General features: G+C 68.0%; 17 protein-coding genes. 7 read left to right on the top strand and 10 right to left on the bottom strand.

Features of this window, described 5'->3' with window-relative positions; translation table 11 throughout:
* Positions 1 to 9 precede the first annotated feature (9 nt).
* Positions 10 to 810: a DUF4097 family beta strand repeat-containing protein gene (locus NV1_RS34500; protein ID WP_067901423.1), complete on the top strand. Its 801-nt coding sequence runs from the start codon at positions 10 to 12 to the stop codon at positions 808 to 810.
* 98 nt (positions 811 to 908) lie between these two features.
* Here the strand turns inward: NV1_RS34500 and NV1_RS34495 are convergent, their stop codons facing one another.
* The 4 genes from NV1_RS34495 to NV1_RS34480 all read right to left on the bottom strand — a co-directional run bounded on the left by NV1_RS34495 (position 909) and on the right by NV1_RS34480 (position 8,126).
* On the bottom strand, positions 909 to 1,970 hold the full coding sequence (locus tag NV1_RS34495; RefSeq protein ID WP_157117552.1) for a hypothetical protein: 1,062 nt from the start codon (positions 1,968 to 1,970) through the stop codon (positions 909 to 911).
* Between the two features lie 360 nt (positions 1,971 to 2,330).
* The gene (locus NV1_RS34490; RefSeq protein WP_169813478.1) at positions 2,331 to 6,839 is read right to left on the bottom strand and encodes a cation-translocating P-type ATPase; all 4,509 of its coding nucleotides are present in this window, start codon (positions 6,837 to 6,839) and stop codon (positions 2,331 to 2,333) included.
* Between the two features lie 44 nt (positions 6,840 to 6,883).
* Positions 6,884 to 7,354 carry a hypothetical protein gene (locus NV1_RS34485; protein WP_157117551.1) on the bottom strand — a complete coding sequence of 157 codons (471 nt, stop codon included), beginning with the start codon at positions 7,352 to 7,354 and terminating at the stop codon, positions 6,884 to 6,886.
* A gap of 505 nt (positions 7,355 to 7,859) precedes the next feature.
* A complete protein-coding gene (locus NV1_RS34480) occupies positions 7,860 to 8,126 on the bottom strand; it encodes a hypothetical protein (protein WP_067901338.1) in 267 nt (88 codons plus the stop codon).
* Positions 8,127 to 8,189: 63 nt separating this feature from the next.
* On the opposite strand from NV1_RS34480, the gene NV1_RS46090 reads away from it, so the two are divergent.
* Positions 8,190 to 8,318 (top strand): Rv1535 domain-containing protein, encoded by a 129-nt coding sequence (locus tag NV1_RS46090; protein WP_245714079.1) that lies wholly within the window; start codon positions 8,190 to 8,192, stop codon positions 8,316 to 8,318.
* A 100-nt stretch (positions 8,319 to 8,418) separates the two neighbouring features.
* Here NV1_RS46090 and NV1_RS34475 read toward each other — a convergent pair whose 3' ends face one another.
* Positions 8,419 to 8,844 carry a hypothetical protein gene (locus tag NV1_RS34475; protein ID WP_067901420.1) on the bottom strand — a complete coding sequence of 142 codons (426 nt, stop codon included), beginning with the start codon at positions 8,842 to 8,844 and terminating at the stop codon, positions 8,419 to 8,421.
* A 426-nt stretch (positions 8,845 to 9,270) separates the two neighbouring features.
* Between NV1_RS34475 and NV1_RS34470 the strand changes: the two genes are divergently transcribed.
* The 3 genes from NV1_RS34470 to NV1_RS34460 all read left to right on the top strand — a co-directional run bounded on the left by NV1_RS34470 (position 9,271) and on the right by NV1_RS34460 (position 15,622).
* Positions 9,271 to 10,713: a lipase maturation factor family protein gene (locus tag NV1_RS34470; protein WP_067901335.1), complete on the top strand. Its 1,443-nt coding sequence runs from the start codon at positions 9,271 to 9,273 to the stop codon at positions 10,711 to 10,713.
* 469 nt (positions 10,714 to 11,182) lie between these two features.
* Positions 11,183 to 14,464 carry a protein kinase domain-containing protein gene (locus NV1_RS34465; protein WP_307630864.1) on the top strand — a complete coding sequence of 1,094 codons (3,282 nt, stop codon included), beginning with the start codon at positions 11,183 to 11,185 and terminating at the stop codon, positions 14,462 to 14,464.
* Between the two features lie 363 nt (positions 14,465 to 14,827).
* A complete protein-coding gene (locus NV1_RS34460) occupies positions 14,828 to 15,622 on the top strand; it encodes an SDR family NAD(P)-dependent oxidoreductase (RefSeq protein WP_218027290.1) in 795 nt (264 codons plus the stop codon).
* 114 nt (positions 15,623 to 15,736) lie between these two features.
* On the opposite strand, the gene NV1_RS46510 is transcribed toward NV1_RS34460, so the two are convergent.
* A complete protein-coding gene (locus tag NV1_RS46510) occupies positions 15,737 to 15,865 on the bottom strand; it encodes a hypothetical protein (RefSeq protein WP_281181941.1) in 129 nt (42 codons plus the stop codon).
* 459 nt (positions 15,866 to 16,324) lie between these two features.
* Between NV1_RS46510 and NV1_RS34455 the strand changes: the two genes are divergently transcribed.
* Complete coding sequence (locus NV1_RS34455; protein ID WP_245714078.1) at positions 16,325 to 17,458, top strand: alpha/beta hydrolase; 1,134 nt, start codon at positions 16,325 to 16,327, stop codon at positions 17,456 to 17,458.
* 360 nt (positions 17,459 to 17,818) lie between these two features.
* Here NV1_RS34455 and NV1_RS34450 read toward each other — a convergent pair whose 3' ends face one another.
* From NV1_RS34450 to NV1_RS34440, 3 genes are all read right to left on the bottom strand, one after another.
* Positions 17,819 to 18,262: an Hsp20/alpha crystallin family protein gene (locus NV1_RS34450; protein WP_067901418.1), complete on the bottom strand. Its 444-nt coding sequence runs from the start codon at positions 18,260 to 18,262 to the stop codon at positions 17,819 to 17,821.
* Positions 18,263 to 18,696: 434 nt separating this feature from the next.
* Positions 18,697 to 19,563: an SDR family NAD(P)-dependent oxidoreductase gene (locus tag NV1_RS34445; RefSeq protein ID WP_245714077.1), complete on the bottom strand. Its 867-nt coding sequence runs from the start codon at positions 19,561 to 19,563 to the stop codon at positions 18,697 to 18,699.
* 227 nt (positions 19,564 to 19,790) lie between these two features.
* Positions 19,791 to 20,228 carry an isochorismatase family protein gene (locus tag NV1_RS34440; RefSeq protein ID WP_218027289.1) on the bottom strand — a complete coding sequence of 146 codons (438 nt, stop codon included), beginning with the start codon at positions 20,226 to 20,228 and terminating at the stop codon, positions 19,791 to 19,793.
* A 243-nt stretch (positions 20,229 to 20,471) separates the two neighbouring features.
* On the opposite strand from NV1_RS34440, the gene NV1_RS34435 reads away from it, so the two are divergent.
* The gene (locus tag NV1_RS34435) at positions 20,472 to 21,956 is read left to right on the top strand and encodes a FadR/GntR family transcriptional regulator (RefSeq protein WP_067901323.1); all 1,485 of its coding nucleotides are present in this window, start codon (positions 20,472 to 20,474) and stop codon (positions 21,954 to 21,956) included.
* Between the two features lie 165 nt (positions 21,957 to 22,121).
* Here NV1_RS34435 and NV1_RS34430 read toward each other — a convergent pair whose 3' ends face one another.
* The gene (locus NV1_RS34430; RefSeq protein ID WP_218027288.1) at positions 22,122 to 23,591 is read right to left on the bottom strand and encodes an AMP-binding protein; all 1,470 of its coding nucleotides are present in this window, start codon (positions 23,589 to 23,591) and stop codon (positions 22,122 to 22,124) included.
* Between the last annotated feature and the right edge of the window lie 3 nt (positions 23,592 to 23,594).

The following is a 23,594-nucleotide window of genomic DNA, read 5'->3' as shown; positions in this document are numbered from 1 at the left end:
GGGCACACCGTGCGTGAATTCGACACTCCCGGAATCATTTCCGTTGTCGTCGAGGTTCACCTGAGCCACATCAGGATCGTCGCGGCCGAACGAGCCACCACGGTTGTCGATGTGCGGCCGCAGAACCCGGACCGGCCCCTGGACGTCGAGATCGTCGAGCAGACCCGGGTGGACTTCTGCGCGGGCCTGCTGCGGGTGAGGATGCCGCGACCACCGTCGCAGGAGCAGGCGGCAAGCCGCACCCACGGTGCGATCGAAGTGGTGATCGAGGTTCCGAACGGTTCGCAGATCCAGGCCGACACCGAGATCGGAGCGATCCACACCAGGGGCATACTCGGTGATTGCCGGCTGACCAGCGCTCTCGGCGATATTCATGTGGACACCGCGCACGCACTGGAACTGACGGCCGAGGCCGGCGCGGTCTCGGTGCGGCAGGCCGGCGGCCGGGCCGAGATCCGCGTCTCGCAGGGCGCCACCACGATCGACACGATCACCGGCGAGCTTCTGGTCGAGTCGGCCCATGGCGACATCACCGTCGGTGCCGCACGAGCCGATGTGACCGCCAGGACAGCCGTGGGCTCCATCCGCGTGGGCGAGGCGGTGCGGGGAGCGATATCCGTGGAGACCTCCATGGGAAATCTGGAAGTGGGCATCCACCCCGGCACCGCGGCCCAGTTCGACGTCCACACCGAGTTCGGTTCGGTACGAAACGAATTCGACGCCGCCGAGCGCGCCGTCACCTCCGATGATCGGGTCCAGGTGCGCGCACGCGCGAGTGTCGGCGACATCGTTGTCCGCCGCGCGGCCTGACCCGCGACGGCCTGGAACCACCACCGATCGTCCGCGGTCTCGATCCGCACCCCCGCTCGGCGGATCGGCACCACCCGAAGGTCCCGAGCCGACGCCGCCTATCGACCGAGAGCGGCAGGTTCTGGCGCGAACGGGGCGGTCGGCGCCGGGGAATGGTGATAGTGCGTGCTGAACCACTTCCGCACTCCCCGGGCGGCCAGCAAGCGGCGGGCGGCGGGCTCCTCGACGAGGTGCTCGATGAGGGTCAGCAGCAGGTTGGAGTCGCATCGCGCCAGGTAGGCCGGGATACCGAATTCGCCCACAAGGTCGAACAATCGATTGTTCGCCGGTGTTGCCGAGTCGGTCAGGCGCAGCACGACGGTGGGGCCCTTGCGCAGGTAGGCCGCGACGTACTGCGTTCTGGTATGCACTCCCGCGATGTCGTCCCACGACAGGAAGTGGTCCTTCTCCCGCACGTCCAGCAGCGGATTGCGGCGCAGGATGCCCGACGGGTACAGCTCGATGTGAATGCGCCGGTGCGCGGCGAGCAGTACCAGCACCAGGGCGACGGCCAGCACCACCGAGCCGGCCAGGGCGGCGATCGCCCGGTCGTGGTCGAGCGCGGAGAACGGGAATGGGCCGCCGATCCCGGCCCATCGCGCCCACCAGCACGCTTGCCCGAAAACGATGAGCCCCAACAGAATCGAGACCAGCGGAACGATCCGGGTGGGATGCGTCACCCGCACACCCGCACCCCGCTCGGTATGCGAGCACCGGCGCACCGGAAGGCCGAACACTATCGCCGATGGTGGCACCAGCTCGCGGAGCATGCCCAACGCCACGGCCAGCAAGCCCAGCGAAGCGATGGCGAGGCCCACACCGCCCACGGTCACCACGAACGGCTCGGCGGCTCGGCGGGATACCATGACAATCGCCCACACGAAGGTCGTCGCCGCGCTCCCGGCGATCAGTCCGGCCGCGGGGACGACCACGAACACCGAGCGACCGGCCGGCCAGATCTGGTGGATTCGAAGTTTCGGAAATCGCACCTGCGCAGCCGGATTCGTGTCGCGCAGGAGGGCGAGTCGCCGCGAGGCGGTGGCAGCGCCCCGGCGCATGATCTGCCGATACCGAATTCCAGCGGCATCGACCGCCGCCCCGATGATCTGTCGATAATTCATCACAATGTAGACGAAACCTACCACCGGCCGGCCGCACCGTCTGCCCTCGGCGCGCCCATCGGCAATCAGCAGGTCGGCGACCGAAAAGTCACATCCACGACCGTGCGCAAGACCTACCCGGTTCGCACGGTCCGCGGACCTACCGCCGGCAGCGCCCTCGGCCACGGGTTCAGCTATGCCGGCGATGGACGGTTCGGCCACCGCGGCCGCGCCTCGTCACGCGCATCGCACCGAGACCACCGACGACGAACGTAGGGCGACGATGGATAGTGCCGTGATCCGCTCCTCGTCAACCGCGGCCGGCCGCCGGTCCGGTCGCACATCTGGCCCGGTCGACCATTCGGATTGTGGCGGCGCGGATTACGGTGCGAGCGAGGGCCCCGGTTCGAGCGTGCGTGGCTCGGACACTGCGCGACCCGCCAGGAGCGCCGCGCCGGTGCCGGTTGCGGCGCAGCCCAGCACGATCGACCAGGCGATCGGCCCGAGTGGTACGCAACCGAAGAACCGGTTCACTCCAGGCGTCATGATGACCGTGGCAAGCAGTACGGAGCTGCCCGCCACGGTTGTCCAGACCAAGCGGCTGTGCCGGCCGATCACCAGGGTCTGCCCCAGCTGCGTGCCGATCAGGGCGGCCAGGGCCATGGTGTCGGCACGGCGGCGGCGGCCGGTGGCGCGGCCGAGCATCCAGGCCGCGCTGGCGCCGAAGGTGGTGCAGGCGCCGCGTATGGCGACGGCTTGCAGGAAGTCCGTGCCGATACCGGGCGACGGCCCGAGTGTCGCGCCCGATGCCTCGGCGTCGTCGGCGGGCTGGGTGTCCGCCAGCGTGATCGCCATCGCCGGGCCGAGGTCGGTGAGCAGGTTCACCACCAGAAATTGCCGGGTGCCGATCGGGGCTCGACCGGACAGCAGCGTACCCAGGACAGTGAACGCCACTTCACCGGCATTGCCACCGACCAGCACGCCGATCGCGTCACGAACCCGCTGCCACATGCCCCGTCCCTCGGTCAGCGCCTCCCGCAGCACGGTGAGGTCGAGGACCGAGCCGTTGTCGGTGAGGATCAGGTCCGCAGCCTCGCGTGCGGCGACCGATCCTCGGGCGGCCAGCCCGATTCCGACGTCGGCGGTGCGGATGGCGGCCGCGTCGTTGCTGCCGTCACCGGCCATCGCCACGGTGTGCCCGCGTCGTTGCAGCGCGGACACGATGCGCACCTTGTGCTCGGGCGATACCCGCGCGAAAACCGTTGCCTGCTCGATCAGTTCGGCTTGGCCGTCCTCGTCCAGCAGGTCCAGGTCCGCGCCGGTCGCCACCGTATCGGCGGGAATGTCGAGCTGGTCGGCGACCGCACGCGCGGTGATCGGATGATCACCGGTGATCATCCGCACGCTGATGTCGTTCCGAGCCAGATCGGCAAGCAGTTCCAGCGCTTGCGGGCGCGGGCTGTCGGCGATACCGAGAAAGCCCAGGAGGATGAGCTGCTCGATCTCCTCGGTGACATCGTCGGGAGCCGTAACGAAATCACGCCGCGCCACTACCAGCACCCGCAGGCCCTGCGCGGCCAGCCGCCGCACCGCGGCTTCCGCATCGGCGCGGCATGCGCGCGTGAACGGCGAAACCTGATGGCGGCCTTCGTCATCGGTGCGCAGCACCTGATCACAGTGCGGCAGAAGCACTTCAGGAGCGCCTTTGACCGCGAGCCGGATGTGTCGGCCGGTGTTGCCCACCGCCGCGGAGTAGCCGCGGAAGCTCTCGAACGGCACCTCCTCGATGGGATCCCAGGGATGCGGCGGCCGGTGGCCCAGGTGCGTGTGCGCCGCTTCGACGACCGCCCGGTCGGTGGCGTGCACCAGCGGGGCCTGTGCGGGATCGGGGCAGGCGTGCGCGGCGGCGCGCAACAACTCCCGCGACTGTGCTGTGCTCGCGAAATACTCGCTGTCCCACTGCCGATCGAGGTCGGCAACCGCGACCAGCCGCAACTGCCCCTCGGTAAGAGTGCCGGTCTTGTCGAAACACATCGTGTCGATACGACCGAGCGCCTCGATGGTGCGGCTGGAACGAACCAGCACGCCACGGCGGGACAGCCGCCGGGTGGCGGCCAATTGAGCGACCGTCGCCACCAGCGGCAGCCCCTCGGGAACCGCGGCCACAGCGACGGCCAGCCCGTCGGCCAGCGCCGGGCGCAGCGGCAGGCCGCGCAGAAAGCTGGTGACGGTCACTGCGGTCCCACCGCCCAGGGTGAACGGCAGCACGCGCTCGGTCAGGCTGTGCAGATGTTCCTGCACACCCCCGAGAGGCGGCCGCCCGGCGGCCGCGAGAGCACGGCCGGCCTCGGTTGCGGCTCCGACCGCGACCACCACCACAGTCGCCTCGCCGCTGACCACGACACTGCCCTCGAACACCATGCTGGTGCGCTCCGCCAGCACGGCACCGGGCGTGGCAGGTGTCCGCTTCTCCACGGTCACCGATTCACCGGTGAGGCCGGACTCGTCCACCTCCAGCCCCTCGGTCTCCAGTAACCGCGCATCCGCCGGAACCACCTCGCCGGTGGCGAGTGCGATCACATCCCCCGGCAGCAGATCGTCTGCGGGAGTTTCGATTTCGCCGTCCTCGGTGAGTCGCCGGGCAGTCAATCGCTCACCGAGCAACAGTTTGTCCAGCGACAGTCGCGCGCGACGGCGCTGCAGGGCCGACACGGTGGCATTGAGCCCCAGCACCGTACCGACGAGCACGGCGTCGGTGGGTGAGCCCAGCAGCGCGGAGGCGACCGCGCCGACGCCCAGGACCGGCGTCATCGGGTCGGCCAACTCGCGCCGCACATCTGCGATCAGATCGGCCACAGTAGCTACCGGCGCGGCCAATCGCCGTGAAATCCCGCCGGCAGTGGTGGTGACGGATGAGCGGGGCAGCGGCGGCGGCCGGTACTGGGCAGGTAGCCGGGCCAGCACCTCGTCCGGCTCCAGGGCATGCCACGGCACCAGCCGCACGTCGGCCGGCTCGGTCACGTGCGCGGCTCGGCGCACGCAGTTCAGGCCCGTGGTCAATCCCATCACGGTCGCCGCGGTCACCGGGCTGGTCGCCCCCGCCGCCCGAGCCCCGGCGGGACCGGACGCGAGCAGCAGACCACTGAGCGTGGCCGCCGACAATGTCAGGACCCGGCCGCGCTCGCTGACTTCGCGTGCCAGGCCGGTGGTGGCGATGATCTGCCGTGCCGAACTCAGATCCGGGCACAACACATCCGCCTGCCACGGGATCCCCGCCGGGGCTCCGGGACGCCGGGTGGCGATACCGATCCCCAGATCGGCAGCGGCCAAGCCGCGATGCGCCTCGCCACTCACCACCGCCACCACATGTCCCTGCCGCTGCAGTCGCCGTACCAGCTCGGATATCGAGCCGCCGGCAAGGACGAATTCGTCGGCGCTGCGCCGCAATTCGCCGCTGCCCTCGTCACCGATCAGCACTACCCGCAGGCCCGCCTGCCGGATGGTGGCCAGCAGTCCGGCAGCGCCCGGATGCGGCTCGTCGCCGATCAGCACCCGCCCGACCACACGTCGGCGCTCGCGCAGCACATGCCAGCGCGGGCCGCCATCCTCATCCCCGGGGCCGACGGCATCAATGTCCAGGCGCAGATCGTCGCGCTGGTGTTCTGGCGGCGGCGGAATGGGCAGTTCCTCGTCATCGCGCCACAGCAGCCGCTGGGCGGCGCTCCACACGTATTCGACCGGCCAGCCGTCGTCGAGTGATTCGGCATCGAGAACCACGGCCCGCTCACCGCGCACCGCGTCCCGGTCGACGACCACTGCCGAGACCCGGTCCAGGCGGCGCCACATGAGCGGGTCGAGAGTCAGTACGCCACGCGCGGCCATCAGGGTCGACAACGCGCCGGCGAAGCTCTCGCGACCGGCCCGCGCCGCCCGGGGCACGCCCGCGGCAACGGCGTCGGCGGCATCGGCGACCGCACGGCCACCGGCCAGCGTCGCCGCCGAGGCCATTGCCGCCGCCGCGCTGACCTGTTCGGTGCAGCGCTCGATCGGTCCATGCGGCAGCGGCACCGGTCGCGGTGCGGGCGGCTCGTATTCGTAGACGCCGGGCGGATCCGCCTCGGCGATCAACTGCTCCCAGCGCCGCCACTGGGCGAAGCGAGCGGTCGCCTCGACCAACCGCACGGCTCGCTGCGCCGCATCGGCGCACAGGCCGGGCACTTCCGCGTCCAAGGCCCGGCCCACGGCGTTTCCGATCGTGATCACGGTATCGGTGCGGTGGCGGCCGAGCTGGGCTTCGAGTGCGCCGCGCAATCTCGGCTGGCCATCCACCAAAGCCAACGCACCTCGGACCATGTGCGCCAACGGCGGCGCCGGAATCATCCGGGGGGTCAGGCCCGCCCCGATGCCGATGACGTCGCCGGCCAACTGCAGCGCCGAGGTCAGCACCGGCTCGCGGTCCGACGGGTGCTCGAACCGACGGTTCCATTGCTGTTCGCTGGTCCCGGCGAGATCTTCGACGCGTTCCAGGATTACTTCCAGCTGAGCCGGAGACATTCCTTGCGGAGTCGTGGCCACCGCGACCCGCCCAGTGGCCGCGTTGATCTGGAACCAGCCCACGTCCGGTTCCTGCTCGAGATGCTTGTGCACCAACTCGGCCACCCGAGCGCTCTGCGCCGACCGCAAACCGCGAACCTCGGCGTGAATACGGTTGCCGTGCACCGTGACCCGCCGCTGCACGCGCATCCGCCGCGGATCCACGAGCGCACTCAGTTCCCGGCCCATACCCTCGACGAGTTCGGCCGCCAAGCCGGCGACCGCCGGGTCGGCCAACCGCGACGCCATCGCGGCCGGCCCGCGAAGCAAACCCAGCGTGGCTGCGGTGGCGGCCACTGGCAACCGGATCGGCGCAGTGACCACACCGCGCAGCGACACCATCACCGTGCGGCGGGCCGCGACCGCCGCGTACCTGCAGTGGACTGTTTCTGCCTGGCAGTGGGCTTTTTCTGGCTGGCAGTGGGCTTTTTCTGGCTGGCAGCGGACTTTTTCTGACCAGCGGTGGCCTGTCTCGGCCGGGCGGTCTTGCGCGGCTTCGGCCGTTCGACGGTGGCGTGCTCGCCGGATTCGGTTCGGGCACGCCGTAACAGATACCCCGCACCCGCGAGCCCGCCCGCGGCCACCGCTATCGGCCAGTCGACCAGCCCCGTCACACCCACCGCGATGACGCCGAGCACAGTGGCCGTCGGCATATCGATCCCGCCGTGCGCGCCGGATACCGCGCCCTCGACCGTGCCCCGCGCGGCACCGGTCACCGCCCCGACGACGGCTCCCCCGGCCGCCTCGGCCGTATGGACAGTCGCCGACGCCGCGGCGCCCAGGGTCCTGACAGTTTCGGATGCCACACTCATCATTCACACCCCAGTCGTCGTAGGTAGCTCGAAACTTCCCGCGGAAACCAGTGCGTTGCCAGAATACCCCCCAATGTTCACCTCAGCCTACGCTCATCGAGATCGAAAGCGGAATAACCTGCTCGTCCGTTGCACACCAGAGACACGAAAGCCCTAGTAAAACTGGTATCGATGCCCGCAACACCGGCGCAGCAATGGAATTTCGACTACCCGACAAAGAGCGATTGCCACGATATTGCTGGCGCACCTTCCGCGGGTTCTGCCCTGATCCGGCTCCGCGGGGCACCCCCGCCGCGTGGCCCGACGCGGCCAAAACACGACGAGCGCGCCGGCGGCTTTCTCGTCGACGGCCGGTCGTCACCGAGCGCGAAATCGGCCCTGCTCGCGTCGAATGCCGAAATCCGTTGCCGCACAGCGGCATACATAATCACTCGTACACCGCGCGCCGCACCCGACCCGCCGGAGCCGCGAGCATGCCGCACGCAATGGCCGTGCGGAACGGAATCTAAGCCTCTTCGAGGGCCTCGCCGATCTCGTGGGCAACGCGATTGTGCTGATCCTGTATCAGCCAGTGACCTGCCGCGAGAACCACCGCGACAGGCCATTCGATGATCTCCGCTGCGGCCAGGGCGCCGAGCGCACTGTAATACGCCAACTGCTCGGGCCGCGGGATCCGGACCCGGCCGAATACCGGCAATTCCACCGTGAAACCCTGCGCGGCGAGCACACGATCGACGGCGTTCCGGTGGCCGTCAGGTGACTTTTCGGCCATTTGTTGCCTCCAGGTCATTATCTGTTCGAGTCTTCGATGCCGGGGGTCAGCAAGGTATCGAGGGTGATACCTACCAATGCGAGCGTCGGGTCGGATCAGTTGACGGGAGCCCTGACACAGGTGCTCACCGTGCCGTTCCGTCAGTTGTACGCGGTGTTGTTGCGCGCCGGCTTCATCGAAGTCGTCGACTGAACACCCCTCCGACCGCCGGCCGCCGATGAAGCCACCGCAACAGCAGCGCGCGGACAGCATCCGGCAGCCGGTCAGCGTCGGTACCCGGCCTGCGTGAACGTCAACTTCCAGTCGGCGAGTGCGTGCGGGCCGGGCGCTTGGCCGCGGATTTCGCGCCACCGCCACCCCGGTGTGAAGCTCGCCCACCGGCCGGCTGCGAATCGGCCTTTCCGTCGCGACCGCCGACACCAGGCGCCGACAGCCTGCCAGATCGCTGCCCGAGCCGCTGGACCAGCAGGACCGCGCCGCCGACGCCGACCAGTACGGGCCAGTCCACCAGACCCGCGACACCGACCGCCGACAACGCCAGCGCAGCCGCCGGCGCCGAGTGACTGCCGCTGCTCATCCCGTTCTTCACACCGACCGCAGCACCTCGCACGCCGCCGATCACGCCGTTGACAGCAGCACCGCCCACGGCCCCCGAGGCAGCCATCGTTACGTCGGCCGTCCGGGCAATCATGTCCGCCACGCCTTCGGAAATGTTCATCGCCACTCCGTCGCGTTCACCATTGGGACACCTACGAGACAATCGAAGTTTACCCGAGCAACCCCAGCGATAGACCCACATCACAACAGGTACCGATGTCACCGACGCAACGCGCCGAATAAGGACCACACGACGCACCCCGCCGGCTGCCGCGATGGTCACTGCTCGGCTGGGAACGTGCCGTCCCGCCTGCCGTCACACCACCGTGACCGACCGGACGACGCGGGCTTTCGCCACCTGCCATGAGCAAGACGGCTCGCCCTGACGCCGACCCCCGCCTTCCCGACACGGAGGTTATCGGCACGCTCGGCGGACCGCGGACAACAGTGGCTCGGCATCAACGGTCATCGGCTCCGCCGTTCACCCTGTCGCGGGTTTCCGGACTCCGGCCGGGGTATCACAATGGGAACCCGAGGAGCTACGGACATGGGATGGTTCGACGCACCCGAATACTGGTTCGGCCGACAGGTGCTCGAGCGAGGCACAGCGGCCGTCTACGTGCTGGCCTTCGTAGCGGCTGCCCGGCAATTCCGGGCGCTGATCGGCACGCACGGGATGCTTCCGGTGCCCCGGTTCCTCGCCCGGCGATCGTTCCGGCAGGCTCCGAGCATTTTCCAACTGCACTACTCCGACCGGTTCTTCGCCGCCGTGGCCTGGTCCGGGGCGGCCCTGGCGGCGGCGGTCTGCGCCGGCCTCGCCGATCTGGTGCCGTTGGGGGTGGCGATGGCGATCTGGTTGATCCTGTGGGCGCTGTATCTATCGATCGTCAACGTCGGCCAGGTGTGGTACGCCTTCGGCTGGGAGTCCCTGCTACTCGAGACCGGATTTCTGACGATCTTTCTGGGCAACGACCGGGTCGCGCCGCCGGTGCTGGTGCTGTGGCTCGCGCGGTGGCTGCTGTTCCGGGTCGAGTTCGGCGCCGGACTGATCAAACTGCGCGGCGACCCTTGCTGGCGTAGCCTGACCTGCCTGTACTACCACCACGAGACCCAGCCGATGCCGGGACCGTTGAGCTGGTTCTTCCATCACTTGCCCAAGCCGTTGCACCGAATCGAGGTGGGGGCCAACCACTTCGCGCAGCTCGTCGTCCCCCTGGGGCTGTTCGCCCCGCAACCGGTCGCGGGTAGCGCCGGCGCAATCGTCGTCGTGACCCAGCTCTGGCTGGTGCTGTCGGGTAATTTCGCCTGGCTGAACTGGCTGACCATCCTGCTTGCCGCGGCCGCCATCCCGGATTCCGTGGCGGCCACGGTGCTGCCGATCCCCCATGCTCCGGCGCTCCCGGCAGCCGCGCCGTGGTTCATCGCCCTGATCATCGCGTTCACCGCGCTGGTGGTGGTGCTGAGTTATCGTCCGGCACGCAACCTGCTCTCCCACCACCAGCGCATGAACATGTCCTTCGACCCGTACCGCCTGGTCAATACGTACGGAGCCTTCGGCGGCATCCAACGAACACGCCACGAGATCGTCATCGAGGGCACCGCCGAGCCGCGCATCACGGACCGGACAGTGTGGCAGGAATACGAATTCAGAGGTAAGCCCGGCGATCCGCACCGGCTGCCCGGACAGTGGGCGCCTTACCACCTTCGTCTGGATTGGCTCATGTGGTTCGCCGCGCTCTCACCATTCTCGCGCCCGGTATGGCTGGTGCCGCTCGCGGTCCGGCTGCTGCGGAACGATCCGGCGACCGTGCGATTGCTCCGGCACAACCCGTTCCCCGGATCCCCGCCGCGCTTTCTGCGAGCGCAGCTCTACCGCTACCGCTTCACCACCCCCCGCGAGCTGCTGCGCGAGCGATCGTGGTGGCATCGCACGTTCGTGGACGCATACTTTCCGCCGATAGCACTCGAGAATGTGCGACCCAGGCCCTGACCATCGCGTCACGGCTCTGATCGGCCGGTGCTCGACCAGGCACCGGCCCGAGGCCGCGTACCGAGCTTCCCCGCAGCTACCGAACACCGACGTTCGTCGTCGTCGATTTCCGGCGATACGAGGTTTCGCACATCACCCGCATGCCCGCAGTTGACGCAAGTGCGCAGTCGACGCAGCTCCCACCCATGGACGGTTTGTGCAGTTACGGCGAAAGTTATTGCACTACAGCGGTATTCGAGGATTCTCGGGACGTCCCGAAAAGACGTGCCCGGCGACCGCCGTCCGGTATATTCCAGCGACGGAAACCGCGGCCGAAAACCGTCGGCGCGGGCGGGTACACATTTCGCACAGGACGCAGATCGACAGGCGTGGCAAACCGGCTGTCGCGATATCCTGGGTTGGCGTCGGTACATCGATGTTCCCGGCGAAACCGATGGGCTTGGGCATTGGGATGGAGAGCAATGATCCGTTGAGCACCCAGCGAGTGATCGGGTCGACGATCACCGAGGAGTTGCGCGCGGCGGGATTCGAGGACGCCCGGGAGATCGGCCGAGGCGGGTTCGGCGTGGTGTACCGGTGCACCGAGATCAGCCTCGACCGCGCCGTCGCCGTGAAGGTCCTGACCGCCGACTTCGACGAAGCCGACCGCGAACGGTTTCTCCGAGAGCAACGAGCGATGGCCCGGCTGACGGGTCATCCCAACATCGTCAGCGTATTGCAGGCGGGCGTGACGGACAGCGGCCTGCCCTATCTGGTGATGCCGTACCACGCTCACGACTCGCTCGAATCGCAGATCCGGCAGCACGGCCCGCTGTCGATCGCCGCGGCGCTGCGGCTCGGAGTGAAAATCGCCGGTGCATTGGTGTCCGCGCATCGGGCCGGGATCGTTCACCGCGATGTGAAACCGGCGAACATCTTGTTCACCGACTACGGTGAGCCGGCGCTGACCGATTTCGGCATCGCACATATGACGGATGGCTTTCGGACGACCACGGGCACCGTCACCGGCTCCCCCGCATATACCGCACCCGAGGTCTTGTCCGGCGCCCAGCCCACGCCGCTAGCCGACGTCTACGGCCTCGGTGCCACCCTGTTCACAGCACTGTCGGGTTATGCCGCGTTCGAGCGGCGCAGTGGCGAGCAGGTGGTCGCGCAGTTCATCCGAATCAGCAGTCAACCCGCGCCCGACCTGCGCGAGCACGGCATACCGGAGGACATATCCGCCGCCGTCGAATCGGCGATGTCGACCACACCGAGTGACCGACCGACGGCCGAGCAACTCGGCGAGCGGCTTCGAAGTATCGAAATGGCTCGCGGACTTCCGGTCGACGAGATGGCCCTGCACACCGACTCGCCGACCGGGAACAAGACCGGCAGCAGCGATCCGTCCGCCGAAGCCTCGCCGTCACCGATCACGCCGCGGCACCCGAAGGGGAACCTCCCTGCCGAGCTGACCAGTTTCGTCGATCGCCGCAGCGAGTTGTCCGAGGTGAAGAATCTGCTTGCCTCGTCGCGGCTGGTGACGCTCACCGGGATGGGTGGTGTCGGGAAAACCAGGCTCGCGGTACGGGCCGCCGCGAGTGTGCGACGGGATTTCCCCGATGGCACCTGGCTGGTCGAGCTCGGTGAGCTGCGAGATCCCACACTGCTGATGAACGTGGTCATGGCCGCGGTCGGTGTGGGTGACTGGAGCGCCCAGCCGTTGCCGGAGGTGCTACTCGGCTTCTTCGGTCAGCGAAGGAGCCTGCTGCTCCTGGACAGCTGCGAACACCTGGTGGCCGCGGTGGCCGACCTGGCGACCATGTTGCTGCGGTCCTGCCTCGAACTGCGGATCTTGGCCACCAGTAGTGAGCCGCTGGATATCCGGGGCGAGGCAGTGCTCAGGGTGCACCCGTTGACAGCGCCCCCTCCGGATTGGGAGCCGTCGCTACGTGGTTTGCCCAGATACGACGCCGTGTCGTTGTTCGCCGAGCGTGCCGCCGAGACAGTGCCGGGCTTCGAGGTCACCGAATCCAACAAAGCCGATATCGCGACGATCTGTGCCCGACTGGACGGCCTGCCCCTGGCGATCGAACTCGCGGCCGCCCGGCTGCGGGCGATGTCGCCAGCGCAGATTCTGGAGCGGCTGACCGACCGATACGCACTGCTCACTCGAAGCAGCCGAGATCTGCCTACCCGGCAGCAGACTCTGCGATGGAGCATCGACTGGAGCTACGAGCTGTGCACCGAGAGCGAACAACTGCTGTGGTGCCGGTTGTCGGTATTCTCCGGGGGCTTCGAACTCGACGCCGCCGAGCAGGTGTGCGGCTCCGATTCGGCCGCACAGAGCCTGGTCGATACCTTGTCGTCCCTGGTGGACAAGTCGATCGTCATCCGTGACGAGACCGATGACGCGGTCCGTTTCCGGCTGCTGGAGACACTGCGGGAATACGGCAGGGAGAAGTTGCGCGCGGGCGGCGACCAGGCGCGAATACAGCGCGCCCACCGCGACTGGTACGCGCGCATGGCACGCGATGTGGAGGCCGGGTGGATCAGCGACCGCCAACTCGACTGGATCGATCGCGTCGAGCGGGAACAGTCCAATTTTCGGGAGGCCATCGAAAGTTGCTGCGCCGACCACAGCGAGGAAGCGGCCGCCATCGGATTGCGCATGGTCAACGCACTGGCCCTGTACTGGCAGGCCCGAGGTCACTACAGCGAAGCTCGGCGATGGATCGACCGCATGCTGAACCACCCCGCACCGCAATCACCATCGGACCGTTGCGAGGCACTGTTCGTCGCGGTATCGCTGGCAGCACTCCAGGGCGATCTGCGCTCCGCGGCCGCGATGGCCGCACAGGTGCGGGCGCTCGCCGACCGCTCGAATGACACGATGACCCGCGTCGTAGCCGACCTGAGCGACGCCGTGTACGCACTGGTCGGCGGTGAATTCACCTCCGCGAGTTCCACTTTGGAGGCCGCCGCCGGTATGCTCGAGTCGCTGGGGCAACCACGCCACCAGATCGCCGCCCTGATCCTCCTCGGTATGGCGTACCGCGCACACGGCGATATCGAACAGGCGATGGGGAGCCTGCGGCGGGCAATCGCGATCACCGAAGCGCACGGCGAGACGATCCAGCGCTCGTATGCCCTGTTGGTCATGGGTGAAGTCGCCCTGCAGCAAGGGGAGCGGAACCGCTCGAGGCAATTGCTCGAGACAGCGTTGCGATTGGACCGACGCATGCACAGCCCGGTCACCGCCTCGGGTGGCTTGGAGGCCCTGGCCTGGATTCATGCCGACGAGGGCGACGTCGAGCGCGCGGCTGTTCTGCTGGGAGCCGCGGAAGAATTGGCCCGATCGACGGGTATCAACTGGATCAACACTCCGCAGGAGGTGTCCCGGCACGACGAATGCGCCCGGGTCGCACGGCGTGACCTGGGTGCGCGGCAATTCGATTCGGCGGTGCGGAAAGGACGGCATATGACGGCCGCCGCCGCGGTGGCTTCGGCGCTCGGCGCTCGTTCCGCCGAGGACAATGCCGCCGCGGGCGCGTCGAAGGTGTTGACCAAACGCGAAACGCAGGTCGCCGAACTCGTCGCGCAGGGCATGACCAACAAGCAGATCGCCACGAAGTTGGTGATCTCCCAGCGAACCGCGCAGGGCCATGTCGAACACATTCTGACCAAGCTCGGATTCACCTCACGCGCACAGATAGCGGCCTGGGTCGTAGCGCGCCACGAAAATGTCGAGGGCCGAGAAACAGTCGATTAGTGGGGGCCGCGGTCCCATCGTCAGTGCCGGATCGAGGGCCACAGAGCCATCCTTCCGTCGGGCTCTCCGCACGGTGAGCAGAGATTCATGATCCTGATCATGGATGATCTCGGAGCCGAACACCAGGTAAACCCCATAATCGACCGCCAGGGCCTTCAAACGTAGTCGACAATCCGCAGCAATCAGAGTACTGATCTATAGGAGGTGACAGACCATTGCGGGTCGTCGGCAGGCGGAATCCTCCCCGTAGCTGTGCACGATACATGTAGCGTGCATATGACATATGCGTTCGGATCGGCCGATGGAGCACCTACCCGACACCGCTTCGTCAGCAGCCCACAGGCCTCCCGAACCATCGAACAGATGAGGACCGACATGGACGATTTCGCACACCGCTACGGACCGGTCGCGGTGGTCACCGGCGCATCCTCGGGCATCGGCCGTTCGTTCGCGACCCAATTGGCAACGCGCAAGCTGGATCTCGTGCTCGTCGCTCGCCGCCTGGACCGATTGCGGCAGCTCGCCGAGGAACTGAGCGGCGAGCACGGCGTCCGGGTCACGGTGCGGCAGGCCGACCTGGCCGATCCGACAGCCGCCGCCGAGATCGTGGACGCGGTCGCCACCCTGGACGTGGGACTGCTGATCAGTAACGCGGGATTCGGGGTGAAAGGCGCGTTCGAACTCGGCGATACCCGAACCCTCACCGACATGATGACCGTGAACTGCCACACCCCCACCCAGCTCGCGCACGGGCTCATCCCCCACCTGAAACAGCGCGGACGCGGCGGAATCCTGTTCACCAGTTCGGTCGAGGGATTCCTCGGATGCCCATTCTCCGCGGGCTATTCGGCGAGCAAGGCGTATGTGACCGCGCTCGGCGAAGCCCTGTGGGGTGAGCTGACTCCGCTGGGTCTGGACGTACTGACGCTGTGCCCCGGCGCGACCGACACCGAGGCTCCGCGCCTGCAGGGCATCGATCCCGCGAACCTGCACGACCTGATGTCACCCGACGACGTCGCCGCCTCGGCACTGGAACACCTGCGGCACGGGCCGACCCACGTACCCAGCGAGCACTACCGGCGACAGTTCGAACAACTCCTGGCCATGCCGCGCGACCAGGCGCTCACCGCAATGGCCGAGGCCGTGAGCAGTGTATGAAACACGGTGCCGGGGTGAATGATTCGACGTTCACCCCGGCGTCGTGGCGAGTCACCCCGCGACGATGGCGCTCCGGGCAGCCCTGCTCGGCCTCTCGTACCACCGTCCCGCACATCACTTCAGGGCGATGGGGGTCAGTGGCGAGCCGACCGCGCCGGTCACCTTCAAGCCGGTCGCGCAGAGCATGAACTCCCACACGCCGCCCTGCTCGCAGTCCTGCACCAGTTCCTCGAAATTGAACATCTCACCGAGGGTCAGGCCCATATCGCGGATGACGACGTGATGGAACGGGATGATCGCGTTCTCGATCGGGCTGGGCCACGACTCACCCGTGGAGTTGTCGATCGCCAGCGCGGCGACCTCACGATCGTGCAGCCACCGGCTACACCACCGGATCGCTGATCCGGGTGGACGGAGGGCTGTATTAGACGGCGTTGCGCCCCTAAGTGCGGGTCAACCCTCGCCCGAGGGCGTAGCCACCGGTGAAGACGAACATCGCGAGGCCAGCGGTGCGGCTCCGCGAACCGGCCCGGCGGAACGGCCGGTGATTGGTGCATCTGGTGACATTTTCCCCTTGCCATGACAGGCCGATTTGTCTGCGCATAGGTACCTCTTCAGGTATTTCCACCGCTGTGCGCATGCCTTCGCTCGGTCAGGATTGACCATCGCCATGGTGTAGGTCGTATTGCTGAAGGAGCGACGTTGCACGATTCAGAAGGCAGGGAGGGTGCACCCGCCCCGTGCTGCTCGGGTGTGCCCAGCACTCGATCGGAGCCGAGCTTCCGGTCCGCACACGAGTCGTCTTTCGCCGAGCCGGACCTGCGGGAAGCAATGTCGGCGCTGACCGTCCAACGGCCGAACCGAGCCGGTATCGGCACCAGAATCGCTCACCCGCTGCTGCGTGGCACGGTCGGGCTCGGGTTGGCGACGTTGACGTGTGTTGCCGACAACGACAGGTTCCATCAACTGGTGCGGCTCGGCGGCTTACTCGATCTGCCGGCCGCGGCCATCGCGGCGCCGAGGGGCACCGAGCGCCGGATGGTGCGATTCGAGAAGTTCCGGGCGGAATGGTTGTGGCAGGACGACCGCGATCCGCAACAGCGGCAGGATTCGGCGCTGCTGTATTTCCACGGCGGCGGCTTCATCTGTGGCGGGTTGAACACTCACCGGCGGATGGTGGCCAAGATCGCGCAGGCCAGCGCGATGCCGGCGTTCAGCGTCGATTACCGGCAGTTGCCCCAGGCGCATCTGACCGAAACCCTCCGCGACGTGGTCGAATCGTACCGATACCTGCTGGAGCAGGGCTTCCGGCCCGAGCGCGTCATCGTCTCCGGTGACTCCGCGGGCGGCGGGCTCGCCTTCCGGCTCGCGCTGGCCACTCGCGAGCAGGGACTCCCGATGCCCGGCGGCATCTCCGCGATCGCACCGTGGGCCGATCTGGACTCGACCACGCGTGCGGCCCACCCGAACCGGCAACGCGACTCGTACATCCCAGCCCGGGCTCTGGAACTCATCGCACGCCGGGGCTTCGCCGCTGACAGCGAACTCGACCCTGCTTGGTCGCCGGTGAACAGCGATTTCGCCGGCCTGCCACCGGTCCTGATCCAGGTCGGCTCCACCGAATGCCTGCTACCCGACTCGGAAATACTGGCCCGACGGTGCGCCGAAGCCCAGGTACCGACACTGCTCCAGATCTGGGACCGCGCCCCGCACGTCCACCATGCCGGCTCGGATCTGCTGTCGGATGCCCGTGCGGCGATCGATGCGCTCGGGCAGTTCCACCAGCAGGTGCTCACCGGACGGATCGCATCGACCGCGCTTCCCGACGCGAGTTGAACCTGGCGGACAACGCGGACCGATCCCGATCGAGAGCCTGACGTCTCCGACCGCTGTGCCGCAGGCGCGATCTTCGACGGTTGGCCGGATCCGCTGCTCGCCCGGTCTGTCGGTGATCGAGTACTCGCGACCGAGCGGCACCGGGTATCGCGGCCGGGCCCTGGACGAGTTGGGCGAGGCGCTCCCACGCTGGGATGAGGCACCGGCCGGGACCGCGCGCCCGGCCGGGCGATCCCCGGATCGTCGACGTGCTCTACCCCGATGGCTGGCCGGCGATCCAGACAAGCCCAAGATCAGCGGTAAAAGGCATGCGCGGCAGAGGATTCCGGTGTGGCGGCCAGCTGCCGCCACACCGTGACGTCAGGACTTGCCGGCCTCGATCGTCTTGGGGGCGTCCCCGGACCCGGTGATGCTGATTCGGCGCGGTTTGGCTTTCTCGGCGATCGGCAGGGTCACCGACAGGACGCCGTCGTTGTAGGTGGCGCTGATGTTGTCGGTGTCGATACCGTCGCTGAGCGACAGTTGCCGCATGTAGCTGCCGGCGAAGCGCTCCGATGCCACCCATTGCACATGCTCGTCACTGGGCAGACTACGCCGGGCCTGCAACGTCAGCGTGCCGTTGTCGACGTTGACATCGATCGAACCGGGGTCCACACCCGGCAGGTCGGCGTTGAGCACATAATGATCGCCCGCTTTGAACAGGTCCATCGGCATGAATCGTGGGGCACGCGCGGATCCGGCGGTCTCGCCGAGAAGTTGACGAGCGACGGTATCGATGTCGTGGAATGGATCGAACCTCAGCACAGAAATCACCTCCATGGCGACGATCGCGCCCACCACGGCGGTGAGCGCCGTTAGCTGTGCACACCCAAACTAGCACTCACCACCCCGACGTTCTATTGCCCGAGCGGATCCGGCAGGTGCGGGTGAGCGGACCGGTCTCGGATGGCCCCGAGGCCGGCACCCGACGAATTCCTGGCTTGCTCGCCCGGCTCGCCGGAGATGGAGCTGACTCGGCGGCAGAGCCGGCCGCTGGCCGACGCGACCGGGTTGGAGGGGCACTGGACAAGGCACGGCGATCGCCCACCGTCGCGTGCGGAATCAGGTACGAAGGGTGCCGAAGAGGTTTCGGGGAGGCGTCGTTCTCCGCCGGTCTGGAGTGGCCGTCGCTGCTGCGCCCGCTGGACCGGGCCGGTTCGACCTATCGGGACTGATCCGGCCGGGGCGCGCACATTGTCCTAGAAACCAAGTCCGGCAAGCACTTTCTCGCTCTCGATCCACAACCGGGCCGCAGCGGCGTCGTCCTGCGCGGCCGCACCCGGTATCTCCTCGGCCTCGTTGTGGAAGTAGCGCCCGCCCGCGCGGCCGCACTCGCCCGCGGTGGCCAGCCACACCAGCGTGCGGGCCGGTTCGTCGGGCGGGACGGTGTCGGCCGCGGCCATGTGCGCCCGCATCGCCGCATTCCCGTGCGAGGCGAAATTGCTCGCCACGACGCCGGGATGCATTGCCTGCGCGACGATTCCGGCCGACTCCTCGCGACGGGCCAGCTCGCGAGTGAACAGGATGTTGGCGAGTTTGGCTCGCGCGTAGGCCATGGTGGTGTCGAAGTCGTTCAGGCTCTGCAGATCATCCCAGTCGAACCCGGTGCTGATCCGATGCGCGCTGGAGGACACCGCGATCACCCGGGCCGTGCGGTCCACCGCGCTCGCACGCAGCAGTGGCAGCAACTCCCGGGTCAGCAGGACGGGGGCGAGATGATTGGCCGCGAAGGTCGCCTCGGTTCCCTCCGCGGTGACGATCCGCCGGTCGCGGACGCCGCCGGCGTTGTTGATCAGCACGTCCAGGCGCGAGGTCCGCACGAGGATCTCCTGCGCCACCCGCCGCACCTCGGACATCAGGGTGAAGTCGCCGCGCAGCATGGTGAAGGTGCCGCCGTCGCGGGCAGCGGCGTGGAGTTGTTCGGTGGCCTCGGCGCAGCGTTGCGGATCACGGCCGACGCCGATCACGTGCCAGCCGAGTGCGAGCAGCCGACCGGCGGCGGATCGGCCGATCCCGGCGCTGGCACCGGTGACGACCGCGACGGGGAGCTTCGAATCGATGGGCAAGATGTTGTCTCCCAAATACTTTCAGCACGGATCGGAGTTCGCGCAGGGGCGCGAACCGTTCTAATGATACGCACCAGTCGCCATTTAACCAGGGCCATCGCGGCCTTCCTGATGGTCACCGAACGCGCGGTCAGCAAACACCGGCGACGTCTCCCAGGAGCTGGGCGTGCCGCCGACCGACAGCGGACACCGCCGCGTCCCGGCCTACCTGGAGAGAACGCCTGAATTCAGGCGGAGGTCCGCTCGAGCAGCGCGAGGATCTCCTCGGTACGCCCGGTTTCACCGAGCGACGGGAAGATCCGGGTGACGCTGCCCTCGTGCGCCTCGACGCTGAAATCCGTCATCGCGTCGGTGGCCAGGGTGACGTGGTAGCCGTACTCGTGCGCCTGGCGCGCGGTGGATTCGACGCCGAAACTCGTTGCGATGCCGATCACCACGACCTGGGTGACCGCCAGTTCCCGCAGCAACCGGTCCAGTTCGGGATTCATGAACGCACCCCAGGTCTGCTTGACCAGCTCATGGTCGGAGTCCTGCTGATTCAGCTCCGGGACGACTCTGCCGCATCGGCCGGTGGACGGGGCGAATCGGGCCTGCTGAAGGATCGTTCGGTCCGGCCGGATGAGCCAGCGGCAGCGCCGCGACGCCCTTCTGCAGATCGGTGACAATCAGGGCCGTATGCGGATCCAGTGCGGTCGGCGACACGGTGACTTCCTTTGCGGGACTTGGGAAAAATTGAGCAGACGGTCACTCTACGGCCAGACTGTGCTCGCCCGACCCGAACAACGCGTCCGGACCGGCGAAACAGTGGCCCGTAATCCAACTCGTTCACCGCTGGATCGCACGTCACGCCCGCCGCGATAGCACTGCTGACTACACTGAGGATCCGAAACCCACCCCGAGGAGTGTCCATGGCGGCTGCCATCGAGACCGAGCCCGCCGACGGCGAGCCGCGTGTCGAGACCGAAGCCGTGGGCGGCAAGCTGGCCGCCCGGATCGCGCACCGCATCGAGGAATCGGTCATCCGGCAGGGTTGGCCGGTCGGCGAGACGCTGGGTTCCGAAGTCGGGTTGCGCGAGCAGTTCGGGGTGAGCCGGTCGGTGCTGCGCGAGGCGGTGCGGCTGGTCGAACACCATCAGGTCGCCCGGATGCGGCGCGGGCCCAACGGCGGCTTGTTCATCTGCGCCCCCGACGCCGGTCCGGCTACCCGGGCCATCGTCATCTACCTGGAATACGTCGGCACCAGCGTCGCGGATCTGCTCGAGGCCCGGCTGCTGCTCGAGCCCATCGCCGCGGGCCTGGCCGCCGAGCGGATCACCGAGGACAGCATCGAGTCCCTGCGCGTGATCCTGGCGCAGGAGTCCGCGCGCCGCGAGGATCCGGGGGTCTCCTCGGAAGACCCACTGCATCTCATGCTGGGCACGCTGTCCGGAAATGCGGTGCTGCAGTTGTTCATCGACGTGCTCACCCGTTTGACCGCCCGCTATGCGCACACCTCTCGCAGACTGTCCAAGGCTGAGGTCACGGAGTCCAAAACCGTGGCACACGAGGCGCACCGAGCTGTCGTGGACGCGGTGATCGCGGGCGACGGCGCGCGCGCCCAGACCGAGCTGACCGCACATCTGGAATCGGTGGCCGCGTGGATCGAGAAGCATCGCGTGCGGCGCACCTCCCGGATCAAGGGCGCGGTGGTCGAACCCGAGGTGGTGGAGGGGCCCGGGGCGAAACTCGCGGAGATCGTCGCGGGGCGGATCCACGAGGACATCGCCGCGCGCGGCTGGCAGGTCGGCATGGTGCTGGGCTCCGAGGCCGATCTGCTGGCCCGTTACGGCGTCAGCCGCGCGGTGCTGCGCGAGGCGGTGCGGCTGCTGGAATACCACTCGGTGGCCCGGATGCGCCGCGGACCGGGCGGCGGGCTGATCGTTGCGGAACCCGAACCGCAGGCCAGCGTGGACACGATGGCGCTGTATCTGGAGTACCAGGGTGTCACCGCCGCGGATCTGCAGACCGTGCGCAATGCCATCGAACTCGGCGTCGTCGCCCGCGTGACCGAGCGTCTGGCCGAGGGTGATCCCCAGGCGGCCGAGCGGCTCGGCCAGGCCGTGCGCTGGCCGTCGGAAGGACCGCCGGAGGATCCGCGCAAGGCCGACCGGTTCCACACCGAACTGGCCGCCCTCGCGGGCAATCCGGTGTTGTCGCTGTTCCTGGCGATCCTCACCGAATTGTTCCGGCGGCACGCGGCCGGAAACGAACAACCGCTGCCCGGCGCCCAGGCCGCCGACGAGGTCGAGCAGGCGCACGGCCGCATCCTGGACGCGATCCTGCAGGGCGATGCCGGGATGGCGCGGCACCGCATGCGCCGCCATCTCGACGCCCTCACTCCCTGGTGGCACTGAAATCCTCGCAGCAGGACCACCGCCGTGCCCGGGGTGGTGATCTCGCCGCGCTGATTCTCACACCGCACCTCGAGGTGCACCTCGTTGCGACCGTCCACCTTTCGCTTGTCGACCACCGATCCGCGCACCCAGGTGGTGTCGCCGAGGTAGTTGAATTTGCGGTGCTCACAGCGCAGTTTCCACAACCAGCCGTCGTCGCCGATCCAGTCGGTGAGCAGATGCGCCAGCCAGGTCTCGCGCATGCCGCCGTAGTCGTACGGATTCGGCAGGCCGAGTTCGCGGGCGCGTTCGGGCTCCCAGTGCAGGCGCTGCACGGTATCGGGGATGTTCAGCGGGTTCGGCGGATACAGGCCCGGGGCCTTGCGCCGGATCCCGGCGGCGATCTTGAACGCGCCCGGCGGGGTGAGCTGCATACCCCAGCCCAGATGCCAGACCACCACATCGGTCGTGGTCAGCGGCCCTTTCACCTTGGGCTGCACCACATCTCCGATTTCGACGTCCTCCCACCAGCGCGGTTCGGGGCCGCGTCTGGTCTCCGCGGCATAGGCGGCGTCGATCTCGGCGAGTTCGGCGGGCGTGTAGGGCTGCTGCACGAGCGTCTCGGTCGATCGCCGTTTGGAGGCGTGCCGCAAGCGCGCGACCCGCGCTGCCCGCCTTGCTGTCCCACCACTGCGGATGCAGCGGCAACGTCCAGCCCGCGACCGCACCGGCGAATTCGGTGGCGCCGTACGTCATCAGCACCGGAATGCCGTAGGTGCGAAAGAAGCTGTCCGCCAACTGCTTCGGGCACGGCGCGGTACCGGAGGTGACCACCTCCAGACTGGCGATCCGAGCCGCGGGCACACCGGCGTCCAAAACGGTTCGCAATGCCGCGGGAACCAAGCTCGCGGCTCGCAGCTTGTGTCGTTCCACGACCGAGACCCACTGGTCGAGAACGAATTTGGGCATCAGGATCATCCGGCGGCCGGTGGCCAGGCAGGCCAGTGCACGCCACAGACCGCCGATGTGGACCAGCGGGGCGGACACCAACGAGGCCGACCGGGACAGCAGACGGTCGGCCTTGGGCACCTGTCCGCCCGAGACCAGGGCCTGATCGAGTTGTTCGAAGCCCAGATTCACCGTCTTCGGCGCGCCGGTCGTCCCGGAGGTCAGCATCTCCACTGCCACACCGGGATTCGCCGCCGGAGTGGTGTGCTCGGTATCGTCGCGACGTACCGTCCCGCCCGCCCGGCGCACCGAGCCATCGGTGCGCAGCTCCAGAGCCAGGCCCGCCTCCCGCACCGCGTCGAGGACGCCGGGCCGGGCCAGCGCCTCGGCTCCGGCGATCACGACCGGCGGGCTGGACCGCCCGATGTGGGCCGCCAGGCGCGCCGGGGGTTGCAGCGGGCTCAGCGTCACCGTGCAGCGACCGGAAGCGATCAGAGCCGCGACGACGGCGACATGTTCGGGCCGGTTCTCCAGTACGACGCCGACCCGAGCACCTTCGCCCAGACCGGCCGCCGTCGGTTCGGCGGTCACGGCCTGCGCGGTCTGCCGCATTCGTCCCCAGATCCACCAGATCTCGTCGTGCTCGATCGCCTCGGCATCGGCGGGAGCCTCGGCCAGCAGCCGGGACAGGCGGTCGCGAATACCCACGTG

Source organism: Nocardia vaccinii NBRC 15922 (assembly GCF_001613305.1).
Lineage (GTDB): Bacteria > Actinomycetota > Actinomycetes > Mycobacteriales > Mycobacteriaceae > Nocardia > Nocardia vaccinii.
This window is presented reverse-complemented; position numbering and strand designations above follow the sequence as displayed.